Consider the following 16,720-nt stretch of genomic DNA (forward strand, 5'->3'; position numbering starts at 1 on the left):
TGGCGAGTTCGTAGCCGCTCTCGTCCCAGAGCCGTACGACGTCACTCGCCGCCTCCTCGTCCAGCCAGTCATCGTCGATCGGACCGGATCCCTCCGGCGTGAGCAGCAGGGTCCGGATGTCGCGTACGCACCGGTCGAGGAGTGCACCGTCGTGGACCCGGTCTCGGATCGCCCGTCGGGTGGGCGCCGATGTCGGAGGACCCGCTGGCCGCGATGTCGAACGCGACCGGAATGCTGATCTCGGCCTTGTACAGGTCGGCGATGTCGTACACGAACGAACGCTCGTGGCCGGTGTGGATGAACCCGAGCCCCGGAGAAGCACCGACCGCGACAATGACGGCGTGCACGATCCCGTACAGGCAGGCGTGGGCGGCCGAAAGCGCCTGGTTGATGGGATCGCCGCCGGCAAAGTCGTCCGGGTTGTACTCGCGGTTGCTCCATGACACACCCGTCCGCCGGGCGTGCTCCCGGTAGCAGCGGCGTACCCGGGCTCCCTCCTTGCCCCGGAGCTGCTGCATCGTCAGGCCGCCGGTGTCCTCACCCGGAAAACGCATCCGATACATGGCGCGGGCGACGGCGATGCGGCGGTCCCGGTGTGAGACCGCCGCCGCCTGGGCCACGAGGAGGCGACTCGACCGGGCCAGGGATCGCCCGTGGGCGTAGTAGCGGACACCCTGCTCGCCGACCCAGACCGCTGTGGCGCCATTGTCCGCGAGCAGCATCATGGCCTGCTGGGTGATGGAGGTGCCCGGTCCGAGCATGAGGACGCCGAGCGTGGCGGCCGGAATGTGGACGACACCCTTGTCGCTGGTGGCGGTGATCGCGTTGCTGTCCCGGTGGATGACGCAGCGTTCGAGGTAGAGGAAGCTGAGCCGGTCCTGGGCGCGGGTGAAATCGGGCAACTCGGCCGGCGGGACGCCAGGGATGTTCACGGTCCGGCCTTCGGGGACGCGAGCGTCAGCAGCCCGCAGCCGTACGCCTTGGCGTGTCCGATGCCCCCGACCAACGCCCGGCGGAAGGCGTCCGCGTCGGTGATCTGAAGGATCCCGTCGTACGTCGCCGTGGTGAGGGTGACGGTACCCATGCCCCGTCTGAAGGACTGTGTCTGTCGTCGGTGCAGGCGCAGGTTGGGCCGGCCGTCGTCTTGGGTCGCCAGGGCGAAACCGTGCCGGGCAGCTCGACGCTCCAGCCACCCGACCTGCTCTTCTTCGCGCAGATAGCCGAAACGCTGGGTTTCCTTCGCGTCGGCGGTCTTGCGCCCGCTGTGGGTCGGGTTGGCGGTGAGCCGGAACGCCCACCTCTGCCCGGCGTGCAGCGAGTCGAGCAACCCGTCGTAGTCACGGGTCACCCAGGTCTCGTCGCTGGTCGGCCAGCCGGCCTGCTCGATCATGTGGGTGAGGTCGGGCCGCCCGGGGCTGACGATGTAGAGATGCACGGTCCCGGGGGCCGGGGTGTCGACGCGCCACAGGGTCCGGGCGTCGGCGCGCTCGTAGTCGGTGGCGAGCGGGAAGGCAGCGCGGACCGCCGCGTGCATGGCGTGCGGCGAGGAGAGCAGTCTCCGGGCGTGTCGACGGGCTGGGTTGATCCGGAATCGGGTGAGGAACATGCTCAGCCTCCCAGCAGGCTCAACGGGTCGTGCTCGTCGACACCGGCCCGCTCCGCCAGGTCGTTGGGGACATCGACGTACCGGCGGAGTACCGACCGCCAGGTGTGCTGCCGATGTGCGGGGTCGAAGCTGACCGGCTCGTCCGGCATGGTCTCGGTGACCTGATCACCCGGACGCGCGTCTCGGATGATTTCCAGCCGAACCGTGCGGGCCGCCTTTCTGCGGTGCCACTCGGCCGCCAGCCACGGCCATTCGGTCAGCGCATCGTCGAGGGTGCCGTCGTGTACGCCGAGGTTGATCGGACCGACCGGTGGGCAGGACCGGCGCCCGAGATAGAGGGGGAACCGTGGCCGGTCAAGCGCCTCCGCGAGACCATGCAGCAGGTCCCGTTCACCGCCGACGGCGGCGAGGAAGACCGCGTCGGAGAGGTAGAAGCGGTAGGTCAACGGCGCGCTTTCCCGGCCGTCGAGGGATCGGGCGGTTTGGAAGTCGCGTAGGATCTGCCCGGGCTGGTCGATCCGTACCCCGAACTCCAGGCCGAGCAGTTCGGTGAGCGGCTCCGTCCTTCGGATGCCCTTGGCGGCGGCGAGCAGACCGATCACTCCGCTCTTGGTCGGCGCGATCTCGGTGCCTCGGCGGGCGAAGCGGCTGGACGAGCCCCAGGACTGGAGCGGACCCGCCAGCCGGAGCAGCAGGACGCTCATGCCGGCTGCCCGAGCGCGACGGCAACCTGCTCCCCCACCCCGGTGACCAGCTCGGTGAAGCTGACCGCCTTGCCGAGGTCGGCCAGGACCGCGGTCTTCTCCCCGACCTGGGTGACCCAGCTGGCGACCGGGCGCTCGCCGTAGGCGCTCTCGACCGCGACGGTGTGGGTGGCCAGGGCTGCCGCTGCCTGCTCCACCCGCCCTGCGGCGTGCGTGGCGCGGACGGGTGTCTCGAACGCCCCGACCAGGTTGATCGGCTGGGTGTCCCGGAGCCGCACCAGCACGGCGTCGGGCAGCGTCCGGTGGGCAAAGGTGTTCTGCTTGCCGGTGGGCATGCTGCGGGCGAACGCGGTCAGGAACGCCTCCACGGCGGCCCGGGTCGCCGCCGCGTCACCGAGGGTACGGTGCAGCGCGTCGACGTCGACGGTCGCGTACCGGTAGAGCGTGGACGAGTTGAACTCGATGGTGCCGATCATCCCGGCGCCCGTCTCGTCGGCGTCCTCCTTGCGGTCGTCAACCGCGGTGAAGTAGTCGAACTCGTTGTCGACGGCGTGCACGCTGATGGCGTGGGCTACCTGGCACGCGGCGTCGACGTTGATGTCGGCCATGTCGGCCACCATCCGGCCGAACAGCGCGATGTCGACCGAGTGCTCGGTGTTGGCCAGCGCCTTGAACGTCGCCTTGTCGAGCGCCTCGCCGCTACGCGCGGCCTTCAGTGCGGCGGCGGCGAGGTTGTCCAGCTGCCGGTGGCTCAGGAACAGCAGGTAGCCGGACTCGACGTCCTTGATCTCGCCCTTCTTCTTGTCGGCCTTGGCCAGGCCGGCGGCGACGAAGACGTCGGTCGCCAGCCGGGAGGCGTCCTCCTCGGCGATGCCGGGGGCGAGGGCCCGGATCCGCGCCGCCAGCGACTCGCCCACCCGCTTGGTCCGCTCGCCGAGCTGGGAGTGGTCGAGCAGTTCCCGGAAGGCCAGCCGGATGGCCCGCTTCCAGGCCTGGCTGGAGACCCGCGCCCGCCGGACGCCACCGTAGACGGCGGTCTTCGGCGAGCCGGTGTCGTCGCGGTTGAGGTTGCTCGGCGGCACGGTCTGCAGCGCGTAGACGTCGATGATGGTGCGGCTCATGACAGGTCCTCCTCGGGGACGTCGGGGGTGGCGTCGTCGATGTCGGTACTGGGCTGGCTGCGGAAGAACTCACGACCCCAGATGGTCTGCACCCTGGACCGACCGTCTGGCCCACGCAGGGTCACCAGGTCGTCGGCGAGCAGGCCATAGTCGAGCGGGATCTGGTGCTCGCGCAGCATGGTGATGAGGCTGCGCAGGTGGTAAACGCTCTCCTGGTAGGTGCTGGCGGTGCCGAGGGCGGCGAACCGACGCCGTACGCCCTCCGGGCCGGCGGCCCGGAGGACGAGGTCGGCCATCGCCTGGCCCAGTCCGCGGCCGTCGACGTGCATCTGCTCGCGGCGCGACTGCTGGTGCAGCGCGTACAGCGTCACCGCGTCGTGCACGGCGTACTCGGCGTCCGTCGCCTCGGCGTCGTCGGGCGGGCGATAGCCGAGCAGGTGCTCCGGTACCCGCAGATACCGTTCCAGGGTGTAGTCGAATCCGGGGGTGCGACCGATACCACGCCGTAGCCGGGCCAGCGCGCTGACGGCCTCGGGCTGCGGCGGGGTGCCCAGCACCCGCGCCTGCAGCGCGGCGACCGTCCGGGCGACGTGGTCGCCGAGGTCCCGGCGTCGCCGGGAGCGGGGCTTCCGCGCCGGCCCGGCCGGCTGCTGGTCGACGTCGACCGTGGTGCTCATGCTGCTTCCTCCTGCCTGTGCTGCGGAGCGGGGGCCGCCATCGGCAGCGCCTTGGCCAGGCCGGCGCGGAACCACGCCTCGGCCTGGGAGCTGGAGTAGTGGACTTCGCGTCCGGTGCGGTCGCTGCCCGTTCGGCCCACCCAGGCCGTCGGGCCGGCCGCCTCGACCAGGTCGAAGCCGAGCCGTCCGACGGCTCGGAAGACCAGCCGCTGCCACCTCGCGCGTTCGGCCACCGGGTCGCTGGCCGGCCCGAGCCGGGCCAGCCAGTCGCGAAAGGCACGGTCCAACAGGGCGTACGCCCGTTCGGCCGCCCGGTCGGCCTCGGCGCTGTCGGTGTCCCGGCTACCGGCGGCGCGGGCAAGGTTCTCGGCGAGCCGACGCAGCACCGTCACCGCGGCCTCGGCGTCACCGGCGGCGTCGACGGCGGTCGCGCGCAACGCGGAGTTCTCGACCAGCAGCATCACGTTCATGGTCAGCGCGTCGCTGAAGATCTCGTCGACGACCGACTGCTTGGAGCCGTAGGTGACGCTGACGGCACGGGTCCTGGTCTGGAAGCTCGCGTCGACGACGCCCGTGACGGTCAACCGGGCCAGCCACTGCACCACCATGGGGGAGAGTCGCTGCGGTGGTTCTCCGCCGGGCGGCGACGGCAGCAGCGTCTGCAGTCCTCGCCACAGCGCTCGGGTATGGTCATGCGGCCGGGGTAGGTAGATCGGGACCCGCTTCTGCTCGCGCTCACGCGATCCGCTGCGCCCCCAGAGGCTCATCGGTTCGAGCAGGTGCCGGTCCTGCCAGTCGAGCCGGTCTCCGTTGGAGATCATCGCGCCGGTGATGCCGCCGGCATCACCGAAGAGCCGGATCCGACGGGACTGCCAGGTGTAGAGGCTGAGCAGTCCGTACGGGCCACGAGTGGCGGCGGGCTCCTCGGCGGCGGTCTGCGGCGCACGCTCCCACACCGGCAGGTCCCGCTCGTCGGCGACCTGCCAGCCCGGCGCGATCGGCACCAGATTGAGCAGCAGGGTCTCCCGCAGGTTCGCGCCCTCCAGGTAGACGCCGCCCAGCCAGCCGAGTGAACCGGCGCCGATCGGATAGCCCTTGCCGTTCTTGACCTGCGGGTCTCCAACCGCCCCGGTCTTGATGCCGGAGGTGTCATACGCCTGGCAGTGCACCAGCCAGCGTGCCGCCTCGGCCGGGGTGATCGACTCCATGCCGGGTCCGGCCCGGGTCGTCAGGAACGGCAGGCCGTTGGGCACGTCAGCGATGAGCCGCTGCAGCCCGTACGTGTTGTCCTTCGCCGCCCGCAGGTCGGCGACCTGGTAGAAGGGGTGCTTCGGGTGCAGCAGGTCGAACCGGTCGCGGAACTCGCCGAGATAGTCGGCGATGTCCGCGGTCGGCAGCGTCCGGTCCCGCCACAGCGTCCGCCAGGCCGCCTCTCCGCGCGGGCCGCCGGTGGTACGGTGCAGGATCGCCAGCGCCAGCCTCAGGATCGCGAAGGTCTGGGTGGGCAGTTCGCAGGCGATCATCCGTACGTCGCCGGCTTGCTCGAAGAGCCCGAGCAGCGATACGTCGCGGCGTTCGCCCGTGGCGTCCAGTACCGGGATCCAGGCTTCGTCCACGAGCGAGAACCCGGCTGAATGCGGTGGACTCGGCACCGGCATCACCTCCGTTCAGGGTGTGGGGATGGCCTCAGGCGGCGGCGCGGGTGACGCGCAGCCCCTCGGCGGGGTCGTAGTGCAGGTCGAATCCGGCCACCGTGGCGTTTCCGTCCTCGTCGATGTCGAGCACGAGCTCACCGGCGAGCCAGGGACTCTCCTGCCACGCGCTGAGGTCGACACGCTGCTCCAGCTCGGCGATCACGTCGTCGATCACCTCGGCGGCGGTCATCGCACGCGGCAGCGGCAGGGCACACCGCGCGATCAGGCGAGGTAGCGGACGGCGCGGAACGCTACCGGTCGGCACCAGGACCCCACCACCGTCGATCCACGGCGGGAGGATCAGTCCCTCCGAGGTCCGCACCAGCAGCAGGACCTCGAGCGACTCGGCGTCGGTGTCGCGGACGTGCCCCTGTGCCACGCGTTCGTCGGCGTCACCGACGCCACCGGTCAGCCAGTTGATCAGCGGTGTTCCGGGCTCGCCGACCTCCGCCAGGCGGAAACCGTCGGCCTTCTGCTCCTTCGCCGCGATGTCGTCGCGCTGCCTCGCCTCCGCCTCGGCCAGCGCGGTCTGCCAGGATGGCGGGCCGACCGGTGTGTCGCCGTAGGCGGCCTGGGTGAGCGGGGCGATGTCGGACGGCAGCCGTAGCGGTATGCCGCGTTCCAGGTATGGCTGCAGCACGGCGGCGCTGCGCAGCAGGCTGGCCGTCTGGTATACGCGGCGGGAGCCGGTGACCGGTTGGGGCGGCTCGGTCGTCCAGTCCGCACCGGTGATCCAGCACACCGGCGCCGCGAGCCGGGCGGGGCGGTCGCCGCGCGGATGGCGGTGCAGCCGGCCGATGCGTTGGAGCACGAGGTCGACCGGGGCCAGGTCGGTGACGAGCACATCGAAGTCGATGTCGAGGGACTGCTCGGCGACCTGGCTGGCGACCACCACGTACCGCTGGGGACGGCTGCCGGTGCCGGGCGGCCCAAACGTGTCGCGCAACCAGCGGTCCTTCGCGGCGCGGTCGATGGCCATGAACCGGGAGTGCGCGACCGCCACGGGGGTTTCCGGCCCGAGCGCCGCCCGCAGCGCCTCAGCGGTCTCCTGCACCCGGGCCACGGTGTTGCGGACCACCAACGCACAACCGCCGTCGGCCACCTGCTCGCGTAGCAACTCCGCCAGCGTGGGCAGGTCGTCGGCGAGCCGCCGCAGCGTGACCTCGAGGTGCCGTCCGGAGTCGGCGCAGCCGGTCGCGGCGGCGCCCCGCTGCGCAGCGGAGACCGTGACCAGGGGGTATCGCAGGTCGGTGCGGAGCGATGCGTACGGGTCGACCGTCGGCTTGCCGCGATCGCGCCAGGTGGGCTTGGGCGGTGGGCCCAGCCGGCCGTTGTCGTACGCCGCCATCAGCTCGGCCCGCCGACGTGCCGGCAACGTCGCGGAGAGCACGATCACCGGTACGCCGTACGCCCCAAGCCATTCCAGCGTCCGGTCGAGGAACCGACCCATGTAGACGTCGTAGGCGTGCGCCTCGTCGATGACGACGACCTTGCCGGCGAGGCCGAGGTGGCGCAGCACCAGATGCTTGCCACGCAGTGCCGCGAACAGCAGTTGATCGATGGTGCCCACGACGAAACTGGACAGGAGGGTCCGCTTGGGCCCGGCAAGCCAGCGGTGCACACCGATGTCTGTGCCGCCGGCGTCCTCGGCGATGCCGCTCGGCAGCGAGGTCACCCGCAGGTCGTCGTACTCGGAGTTGAGCGCGGCCTTGCCGTGGGCCAGTCGTACGTCGCGATCGCCCCGGCCCACCCGTGCGTCGGGGAGCCGACGCAGCCAGGACAGCATGCGGCCGAACATGGCGTCGCTGGTGGCACGGGTGGGCAGGGCCAGGTAGCAACCGGAGGCACCGGTACGGCGGGCCATGATCTCCACCGCCGCGAGCGCGGCCTCGGTCTTGCCCTCGCCCATCGCCGCCTCGACGATCATGATGCCGGGCAGCGGCATGGTCTCGGCGAGTTCGGCGACGGTGCGCTGCACCGGACGGGTCACCGCACCGTCGGGCAGCGTGAAGCGTGCCCCGAACAGCTCGTCCACGCTCGCCGGTGGCGCGACGGGCTGCCACGGGACGGGCAGGTCCAGCGACTCCCAGCCAGACCGCAGCCGGTCGGAGTCCGTGCCGGCCAGGACGTACGGAAAGTACTCCTCGTTGCTGGCGATCCAGTCGGCGACGATGACGAGGCCGGTGAGGATGGCCTGCGCGGGTTGCGACAGCGACACGGTGCTCCAGTCGATCAGCCGTTCGCCGGCGCCCGACCGCTCGGTCATCCAGGTCAGCAGCTCCTGCTGCACCTGCCGCCAGGCGCTGTCGCCGAGCAGATACGGACGCATCTGTACGTTACGGAGCCCCTCGTCGGTGGGCGGCACACCGTGGTGGCCACCGACGACGACCGCGAACGGATGCGGGTCGGCCCAGTCCTGCTCGTACAGCCAGTCCGCCAGGACGAGGTGCCCCGCGGTGGCGTGCGGGGCGTACCTGCGGTCGGCGCGGATCAGGTCTCGGTCGTAGCCGAGCCCGTGGTCACGCATCCGTTGCGCGAGGGCATGGGCCTGGTGGGCGAAGGCGGGCGTGGCCTTGCCGATGTCGTGCACCCCGGCGAGCCAGACAGCCAGGGTACGGCCGTCCGCGTCGCCGCCGGGCAGTTCGTCGGCGACACGGTGCCGGACCGCCCGACCGAGCCAGTGATCCCAGAGTTGCCCGGCCACGTCGGCGGTGTCGGCCAGATGCCGCCACAGCGGTAGCCAGCCCACGGGCGAGGTGCCGGTGCGATCGGTCTTCCCCCAGACAGAGCGTGCCGCGTCACCCAGCTTCGGGCCGCCGGCGCCGGACGCGTTCATCGGCTCACCGGCAGCAGCGGGCTGGGCACCCCGCTGTGTGACAGGTAGAGGACGTCACGGGCGCGGGTCATGGCGACGAAGAGCAGGCAGCGTTCACGCTGCAGGTCCTGCCGGTGGGCGTGCGGGTCCTCGGCCGCCGAGGTGAGGGCGTACGGCGCCGGCAGCACTCCCGCATCCAGTCCGACGACCGCGAGGCACTGGAACTCCAGGCCCTTCATGCGGTGCATCGTGGCCACGCGCACCCCGTCGACGGCCCGTTTGTCGTCGGCGACCGGGATGTGGGCCTCGCTCAGGACCCGGCTGATCGACGTGACGAGCTGTCCGGTGCGTACGGCCACCCCGATGGCGTGCGGTTCGACGCCCTGGTCCAGCCAGGTCCCGACCCGTTCGATCAGGGCCTCGTACTCGCCGTCACGGCTGTCGTGGCCGACAAGTTCGGGTACGCCGCCACGGGTGACCGAGCGATATCCCCGCAACGTGTCCTCCTGCCCGTCGAGGCCGATGGTGGGGTCGCCGCCGAGGACCTTGACCGACAGGTCCAGGATCTCATGCGTGGTCCGGTAGTTGAGCGTGAGCCTGCGGGTCCGGCCGCGGACCTCGATGCCGAGCTGGGCCAGGGACACGTGGCTGTCGTAGATGCGCTGGTAGGGATCGGCGAGCACGAACATGTCGTTGGGCCCGGGCTCGACGAGGGCGCGTAACAGTCGCCACTGCGCCGGGTGCAGGTCCTGCCCCTCGTCCACGACGACGTGCCGGTACGGGGCTGGTCCGCGGCGGACGATCTCGGCAGCGTCGTCGGCGAGCTGGGTGTGGGTACGCAGCCGCCGCCTCGCCAGTTCGCGTACCACGCCGTCGATCGCGGCCCACACCTGTGCACGCTGGGCCGCACGCAGGCCGGCACCGCGGCCGCGCCGGGACGCCTGCTGGTACGCCTCCAGAGTGGTCAGTTGCTGGGCCAGCACCACCTGCTCCCACTCGTGCCGCAGGAACGCGGCGCTGAAGGTGGTGACCTGGCCGGCACGGTTCAGGAACGTGGGGGCCTGCCTCGCGGCCGACTCCCAGAGCTGGTCGAGGACGTCGCTCTCCGCCACCGTGACCCGCCCGCGGTGGCGGACCACGATGTCGTAGGCGAGCTTGTCGATGCCGATCACGTCGATTCGGGCCCGCACCGCCGGGTCCGTGGCGAGCCGGTACAGCTGCGCGGTCAGGGCGTCGGCGAGGGCGCGGGTGAAGGTGGTCAGCAGGACCTTCTCCCCGTCCGCCAACCGCTCGGCGAGAAAGACCGCCCGGTGTAGGCCGGTCACCGTCTTGCCGGTGCCGGCGCTGCCGGTCACCAGCGCGGGGCCGCTGTAGGTGTCGCGGTAGGCGATGTCGCGCTGGGTCGGGTGCAGGAACGTGCGCCACACGTCGAACGGGTGGGCCAGGATGGCGGCGAGCTCGACCGGGCCGGAGACGAAGGCGATTCGCTCGGGCGTCCGACGCGCGGCGGTCAACAGGTCTTCGGTGTCCACCTTGCCCGACACGATCCGGTCGGCCAGCTCCGCCCACACCTCCTCCACGGAGAGCCCGCTGGCCAAGCCGTTCAGGACGTCGAACTGCACCTCGGGCAGGCGTCCGGCCAGGCTTTCCAGCTGCTCGTCGGTGGCGATGACCCGGAGCAGTGGCACCAGGTCCTCGTCCACGCCGAGCCGCACGAGGTCGGCGGTGCTGACGTGGTCGAAGAGCCCACCGTGGGTCGGCGCCGGCGGTGCCGTACGGGCGAACTCGTCGATGCCCGCCTGGTCGCGCATCTCCAGTACGCCGAGCGTCTGGTTGACGGTGAACCGGCGGCTGACCGCGAAGGCGATGGCGTCGTCGTGCGGCAGGACGTTGATCAGGGCGTACCGCTCCTGCCCGAGGGCGAGCACCACCCCGCGATAGAACTGGTCGATCCGGATGGTACGGATGTTCGGGTCACGCGCCCCGGCCAGCTTCTCCAGGTGCAGACCCGCGTGGGTGTGTTCGGCGAACTTCCTGATGGCGGCGTCGACGGCGCGCTGCACCCGGCGTTGCAGCCGGGCGTAGGCGGGAAGAAACTCCCGGCCAATCGCCAACTCAGCCATACCGTCCCCCCGGGGTGCCTGGGAGTAGCCAGGTCGTGTCGTCGGAAGTGTCGTGCGCCGGACAGGCGCCGACCGCCTCGGTCGCGCACCATGGACCAACATCGCGCAGCCGGCCGGACACATACTGGCAGAGTGTGAACGCGATTTGCAAGCTCTATTTCGTGGTCATTATTCACGATCTGACATGGTCGAGGTGAGCGGCAGGCCCGAGGTGTCCTCGACCGGGCACTATGCTGGGTGCGTGGTACCCGGCCTGAGCCTCAAGGACCGGTACACGCTGGGCCGATTCCCGTTGGCCCACAAGGGGATGGGTACGGTGTGGCGCGCCCGGGACGCCCTGCTCGACCGTCCCGTCATCGTGAAGTTCGTCAGCGCCACCACAATGGACACCGACCTGGTACGTCGGTTCCGCCGCGAGGCCCTGCTGACCGCCCGCCTCGACCACCCCGGCGTACCGGCCGTCTACGACCTGGGCGAGTACGCCGGGCAGCCCTACGTCGTCTTTCAGGAGGTCAACGGGATCACCCTGTCAGACCTGGTCGCGGAGCATGGCCCGCTCCCGATCGGATGGGTGGCCGCCATCGGGGCACAGATCAGCAGCGTTCTGCTCGCCGCGCGGCAGCTCGGTCTGGTCCACCGGGACATCAAGCCGAGCAACGCGATGCTGGAGCCCAGCGGCGCGGTGAAGGTACTCGACTTCGGACTGGCCGCCGTCCCGGACGACGACCGATACTCGCGGATCACCCAGACCGGACAGGTTCTCGGCACGGTAGGCTACATGGCCCCCGAACAGATCCGTGGCGAGCACGTTGACCACCGCACCGACCTGTATGGCCTCGGGGCCACCCTCTTCGACCTGCTCACCGGAGGCCCACCCTTCGACGGCATGACCACCATCAGCACGGTGCACCACCAGATCACGGCTCCCCCACCACGCCCCGCCGAACGGCGGCCGGGGATTCCGGCCGCGCTCGACGACCTGGTGCACGCGCTGTTGGCGCCGCGCCCGGAGGATCGGCCGGACACCGCCGCCGACATCTACGCCGTGCTGGCCCCGCTCGCGCAGGATCTGCCGCCGATTCCCGGCGTGCTCGACGCCACCGCCGGCGCGGTGCAGGCGTACGCCGCGATCGTCGGCCGGGTGCCGCAGCAGGTCCGCTCCGGGGCTACGCCCGTCGCCGGGCAGACTGAGCTCGACCCGGAGCGGACCGTGCGACAAGCGGAACAGTTGCAGGCCGCCGGGCAGTTCCGAGCCGCCGCCCGTCAGTGGCGGCGGCTGGCCGAGGACCGGATCCGGCAGCACGGCGACGACGATTCCCTGGCGTTCGAGTTCCGGAGGCGCGCCGCGCGCGCCCATCTGGCGCTCGGCGAGCACACCCGGGCCCTGCGGCAGCTCAAGGCCCTGCTCGACAACCGGATCCGGGCCGAGGGGCCGGATGCTCCCGCGGTGCGGGACCTCCGCGAGGAGATCGCGCGGATCAGCGGGGAGCAGGCGTCACCTCCGTCTGGACGAGGGACACCCGGCGCGGATCGCTGAACGATCGCGGCAGCAACACGGCCTTCTGCTCCGGGAAGCGGCGTCCTCCGTAACGGAAGATCTGGGCACAGTTCTGCCCACGCGTCTCCGTGGTCAGGGCACGCACGGCCAGCGGTGAGTACATGGTGCTGTGCTTCAGCCAGGCCGCCTCCTCGCCATGCCGGTCGAAGCCGCGACCGCTCGCCGCGTGCCCGAAGACGTCGTGGACCGCGCGGAACATGTCGTTCTCTCCGTCGCTCAGGTAGGGATGCGGGTTGCCGCTGGCCGCACTGGCCCAGACCTTGAGGCGACGTCGTCGCACGTCCTCGAGCATCGACTCGACGTCCGGGTACGGGTCCTCGTCAACGATCCGCACCGCGACGCCCAGGCCACCGAATTCGGGGCGACCCACCAGGAAGTGGTACTGCTGGACAGTCTCCCGGCAGAATGCGGCGTACGCGGGGTAGGCCCGCTCGTCCCGGACCGGCGCGGCCACGTACGCGTCCGCGATGGCCGCCCCGACCACAGGGTCAAGGCAGACTCGCGCGTACACCTGGGACGGCACGGTGGCGGTGGAGCCGGGGGCGTACCGCCGCGCACCGCGACACACGTACGCGACCGGCGGAAAGCACGGAGACGGAACGGTTGACGGCTCTGCTACGAGCAAGGTGGCTCATGGTCCTCCTTCGGTCGTCGGGGTGATTCGGGACTCGGTCAGCGCGAGGTCGGGTTCGCTCGCTCGCCCCCCGGACGCGACCGGTCGCCGTGGGCGGTGGCGGCCCGCTCGCGGCGGAGCAACTCGCCGAGCATCCTGATCTCGGAGGCGCGGCGGTCCTGGTAGAGCTTGGCGAACTTCCCGATGGTGCTGCTGCGCCCACGACGCGGCATCGGATCCTCCACGAGAGGCTGTGAACGGGAACAACCAGACCGTAGCGTCCGTTAAGCGTGTACACAAGTGTCGTCGTCATGATAGTGTTCACGTGTGAGCGATGAGCCGAGCCTGGCCCCGAGCGAAACCACCCTGACCGCCAGCGGCATCGCCCGACTGGCCAACGTCGGGCGCGCCGCGGTGAGCAACTGGCGGCGTCGGTACGCCGACTTCCCGACACCCGTGGGCGGCACCCCGACGAGCCCGACGTTCGACGCCCGGGAGGTCGAGCAGTGGCTACGCCGCCATGGCCGGCTGCACCAGATCGGCACCGAACAGTGGGCATGGCGCCACATCGAGAGCTACCAGCCCGCGAGTCAGATCTCCGACGTACTCGGCATCGCCGGCGCGTTCCTTCTCGTCCGCGCCGAGCAGCCCGAGGCCGCCGGCGCCGGCCTGCCGAGTCCGCGACAGCTCACCACCCGCCTGCACGCGCTCGACCCGGGCCTGGCCGCGATGGTCGATGCCCTGGTGCCGAAGCAGTGGACCACGCAGCTCGGCACCCTGCTGCGGACGCTCGACCAACTCCGATCGGAGCAGGACCCGGAGGACGCCTTCGAGTACCTGCACGGTCGGTACGTCTCCTCCGCCCAATCCCTGTCCGGCCTTGCCGGCACACCAGACCCGGTCGCCGAGGTGATGCTGGCCCTCGCCGGCACCGGGGCCCGTACCTTCGACTTCACCAGCGGCACCGGATCGATCCTGCGGATGGCCGCCGACCGGGCCGTACGGCGTGACAGCGTCACCCGCTGCTACGCCCAGGAGATCAACTCGCAGTACGCCCTGATCACCATGCTGCGGCTGTGGTTCGTGCACCTGCGGGCCCGACGCGCCGGCCTCGACGCAGAGCCGCCCGTCGTCCACGTCGGCGACAGCCTCCTCGCCGACGCCCTGCCCGACCTGCGCGCCGACGTCGTGGTAGCCAACTTCCCCTTCGGCATCCACGACTGGGGCCACGACCGCCTCGCCTACGACCCCCGCTGGGTCTACGGACTCCCCCCGCGCACCGAACCCGAACTCGCCTGGGTACAACACGCCCTGGCCCACCTCGCCCCCGGCGGCACCGCCGTCGTGCTCATGCCCCCGGCCGCCGCGTCCCGCCCCGCCGGCCGCCGCATCCGCGCCGAACTCATCCGACGCGGGGCGCTGCGCGCGGTCATCGCCCTGCCCGCCGGCCTGATGCCGCCCTCCGGCATCGGACTGCACGTCTGGGTGCTCACCCAGCACGATCCCCACCAGGAGCATGCCGGAGAGCTGCTCGTCGTCGACACCACCGCGGCCCCGCCCGACCGGCCGCTCGCGGAGATCGTCGGCACCACCTGGCGCGCCTACCTGTCGGGCCGGTACGCGGAACAGCCCGGCGTCCACCGTGCCGTACCGGCGATCGAGGTGCTCGACGACCAGGTCGATCTGACACCGCAGCGCCACCTGCCGCGAGCCCAGGGCCTCACCGTCGATCCGGCCCAGATCGTCACCCGGATCACCGACTTCGGTCAGCTCCTCGATCAGCTGCGACGTGCCCTCCCCGCGGTGCGACAGACCGAGAAGCCACCGTTGCGCGACGCCCCGCAGGCCGATGTCGCCGACCTCGTCCGGTCCGGCAGCATCTCGCTAGAGCGTGCCGTCTCGCGGAGCCGGTCGACGGGCGCCAGCGCCGACACCGCCGTGTTGACCGCCGCCGACATCGTGGCCGGCTCTGCGGCCACCGGCCGGGCGGCCCGCGCCGCCGACGATGAGCCCGGACCACGAGTACGCCCCAACGACATCCTCGTCTCCGTCATCGGCAACAGGATCAGCGCGCGGGTGGCCACTCCGGAACAGGTCGGTGCCGAACTCGGGCCCGGCGTGCAACTGATCCGCGTCGACGTGACCCGCTTCGACCCGTGGTTCGTCGCCGGGGTCATCTCCCGCACCGACAACGTGCGAATCGCCGGCCGGGCCTCCAGCACCGCCGGCGGTTCCCTCCGCATCGACATCAGGCGGCTCGCGCTTCCGGTGCTGCCGTTGGAGCAGCAGCAGGTGTACGGAGAAGTGTTCCGCCAGCTCGTCGAGTTTCGCACCCTCCTCGATCGCGTAGCGGCGACCGGGGCCACGCTGGCCGGGGACATCGGCGACGGCCTGACGGCAGGCAGCCTCGGACTCTCGCACTGACCAAGCCCACAAATCTGGTCACCAAGGCCCGTCGGAACGCGATCGCCGCAGCAAGTTCCCCGCGCCAGTCTTCACGACCCGTTGGCTCTGGCCACTGTCTGCGGGCGATCGCGCTCCTCGCCCGGCCCGAAGATTGGGTGCAGCCCCTCCGGGGCGCCGTTGGGGTTCCCGTCGGTCACGTCGTTGCGATCCTCACCCGCTCCGGAGACCGGGTGCAGCGGCAGGTGGCTCTGCCGGTATCACCGCTGCTGCTTGGCAGCGACCTCCTGAGCCTACCGTCGTGTCAGGATCTACCGCCAGCCGGCGCTACACCCTCAGTCACGATCGGGCACGAAGACGCCGAGGTCCACTTTGGTTTCGCGTGCACAGAGCGGCCTCTTGGCCAGCACCGCTATTTGATCACAACCCACCATGCCCGATGAGGAAGGACCAATCAGGCATTGATGTCAGCTGACTAGTAACCGGCGACGTGGCGGAACGCTCAGTCGGCGAAGCCGTAGTAGATCATGAACGCGAGCGGGGCGGCGAGGAAACAGATCAGGAAGCCGAGTCGGGCGAAGCGGCGTGGTCGTCGGCTGGCCAGCTTCGGTTTGCCCCAGATGCTCAGCACGAGGTAACCGGCGAAGAACGCTATGGTCGGCAGGCCGGCACAGCTCCAGGAGAAGACGCCGAAGGCGGCGGCGGCCTTGGAGAAGGTGCTGGTGGCGGCCCGGAACTCGACGACGCTGAGGATGGTCCAGATCACGACCGCGAGGACGCCGGCGCAGCTTCCGTAGACGGCGAGCGCGCGGCGCAGCGGTGACAGGTTCGGAAACAGCGGCGGCCGCTGGGCCATCGTCTCGGCCTGGACGATCATCACGTCGGCGCCGTCGGCGGCCTGGCGGGCCAGCTCCAACTCGCGGTGGGGGTCGATCCGCGGGGATGGGGGCGCCGGCTCGGCCGGGCCGCGCGGGCCGGGGACCGGCCCGGCCACGGCCGTGCCGGGTGCGCCGGCCGCCGTCGTGCTCGGGGTCGGCAGCAGCGCGCGCCGGGCCGCCCCGCCCGGCAGTTCCGGGTACGGCGTTCCGGCCACCGCCGGGCCGGTGGCGCCCGCCGTTCCGGGCCCGGTCGGCCCGGCCACCCCGGCGGGCTCGACCGGCGCGGATGGTGGTACGCCGACCGGCGGCGACGAGATCGGGGTAGCCGGCGGCGGCACCGTCTTGCCGATCGCCTGGCCGAGTTCGGCCAGGCGGTGGTGTTGTGCGGCGAGTCGCTGGTCGAGTCGGTCGGCGGTCGCCTCGGCGTCGCCCCGTTCGGCGGCGAGCCGGGCCGCGGTCCGCTCGGCGGAGCGGTGTAGGTCGTTCAGGTGCCGGGCCAGGGCGGCGTATTCGGCGAAGCTGGGCACC

The 16,720-nt window shown here is 71.2% G+C and carries 13 protein-coding genes; 2 read left to right on the top strand and 11 right to left on the bottom strand.

Going from position 1 to position 16,720, the window contains the following annotated elements; genetic code table 11:
• Positions 1-68 precede the first annotated feature (68 nt).
• The 8 genes from cas1e to EF879_RS16175 all read right to left on the bottom strand — a co-directional run bounded on the left by cas1e (position 69) and on the right by EF879_RS16175 (position 10,740).
• The gene (cas1e, locus tag EF879_RS16140; RefSeq protein ID WP_233604513.1) at positions 69-932 is read right to left on the bottom strand and encodes a type I-E CRISPR-associated endonuclease Cas1e; all 864 of its coding nucleotides are present in this window, start codon (positions 930-932) and stop codon (positions 69-71) included.
• A complete protein-coding gene (gene cas6e / locus EF879_RS16145) occupies positions 929-1,606 on the bottom strand; it encodes a type I-E CRISPR-associated protein Cas6/Cse3/CasE (RefSeq protein WP_123559449.1) in 678 nt (225 codons plus the stop codon). The genes cas1e and cas6e overlap by 4 nt, the downstream gene beginning before the upstream one ends.
• A gap of 2 nt (positions 1,607-1,608) precedes the next feature.
• Complete coding sequence (gene cas5e, locus EF879_RS16150) at positions 1,609-2,310, bottom strand: type I-E CRISPR-associated protein Cas5/CasD (RefSeq protein WP_123559451.1); 702 nt, start codon at positions 2,308-2,310, stop codon at positions 1,609-1,611.
• Positions 2,307-3,431, bottom strand: coding sequence for a type I-E CRISPR-associated protein Cas7/Cse4/CasC (gene cas7e / locus EF879_RS16155; protein ID WP_123559453.1), 1,125 nt, complete (start codon positions 3,429-3,431; stop codon positions 2,307-2,309). Before cas7e ends, cas5e begins: the two co-directional genes overlap by 4 nt.
• Positions 3,428-4,108, bottom strand: coding sequence for a type I-E CRISPR-associated protein Cse2/CasB (gene casB, locus EF879_RS16160; protein ID WP_123559455.1), 681 nt, complete (start codon positions 4,106-4,108; stop codon positions 3,428-3,430). Before casB ends, cas7e begins: the two co-directional genes overlap by 4 nt.
• Positions 4,105-5,724, bottom strand: a complete 1,620-nt coding sequence (gene casA / locus EF879_RS16165) for a type I-E CRISPR-associated protein Cse1/CasA (protein WP_233604514.1) — start codon at positions 5,722-5,724, stop codon at positions 4,105-4,107. Before casA ends, casB begins: the two co-directional genes overlap by 4 nt.
• 70 nt (positions 5,725-5,794) lie before the next feature.
• The gene (cas3, locus tag EF879_RS16170; RefSeq protein ID WP_123559457.1) at positions 5,795-8,638 is read right to left on the bottom strand and encodes a CRISPR-associated helicase Cas3'; all 2,844 of its coding nucleotides are present in this window, start codon (positions 8,636-8,638) and stop codon (positions 5,795-5,797) included.
• The gene (locus EF879_RS16175) at positions 8,635-10,740 is read right to left on the bottom strand and encodes a UvrD-helicase domain-containing protein (RefSeq protein WP_123559459.1); all 2,106 of its coding nucleotides are present in this window, start codon (positions 10,738-10,740) and stop codon (positions 8,635-8,637) included. Before EF879_RS16175 ends, cas3 begins: the two co-directional genes overlap by 4 nt.
• Before the next feature lie 241 nt (positions 10,741-10,981).
• Between EF879_RS16175 and EF879_RS16180 the strand changes: the two genes are divergently transcribed.
• Positions 10,982-12,277: a serine/threonine-protein kinase gene (locus tag EF879_RS16180; RefSeq protein WP_233604515.1), complete on the top strand. Its 1,296-nt coding sequence runs from the start codon at positions 10,982-10,984 to the stop codon at positions 12,275-12,277.
• Here EF879_RS16180 and EF879_RS16185 read toward each other — a convergent pair.
• A complete protein-coding gene (locus EF879_RS16185; protein WP_233604516.1) occupies positions 12,219-12,782 on the bottom strand; it encodes a hypothetical protein in 564 nt (187 codons plus the stop codon). The genes EF879_RS16180 and EF879_RS16185 overlap by 59 nt on opposite strands.
• Positions 12,783-12,970: 188 nt before the next feature.
• Positions 12,971-13,144, bottom strand: a complete 174-nt coding sequence (locus EF879_RS27265; RefSeq protein WP_158624188.1) for a hypothetical protein — start codon at positions 13,142-13,144, stop codon at positions 12,971-12,973.
• A gap of 94 nt (positions 13,145-13,238) precedes the next feature.
• Here EF879_RS27265 and EF879_RS16195 point away from each other — a divergent pair, with 94 nt between their 5' ends.
• Positions 13,239-15,335 (top strand): N-6 DNA methylase, encoded by a 2,097-nt coding sequence (locus tag EF879_RS16195; protein ID WP_123559465.1) that lies wholly within the window; start codon positions 13,239-13,241, stop codon positions 15,333-15,335.
• A 481-nt stretch (positions 15,336-15,816) separates the two neighbouring features.
• On the opposite strand, the gene EF879_RS27270 is transcribed toward EF879_RS16195, so the two are convergent.
• Positions 15,817-16,719: a hypothetical protein gene (locus tag EF879_RS27270; RefSeq protein ID WP_158624189.1), complete on the bottom strand. Its 903-nt coding sequence runs from the start codon at positions 16,717-16,719 to the stop codon at positions 15,817-15,819.
• Position 16,720 lies beyond the last annotated feature (1 nt).

Source organism: Micromonospora sp. HM5-17 (genome assembly GCF_003762835.1).
In the GTDB taxonomy this organism is placed as follows: Bacteria; Actinomycetota; Actinomycetes; order Mycobacteriales; family Micromonosporaceae; genus Plantactinospora.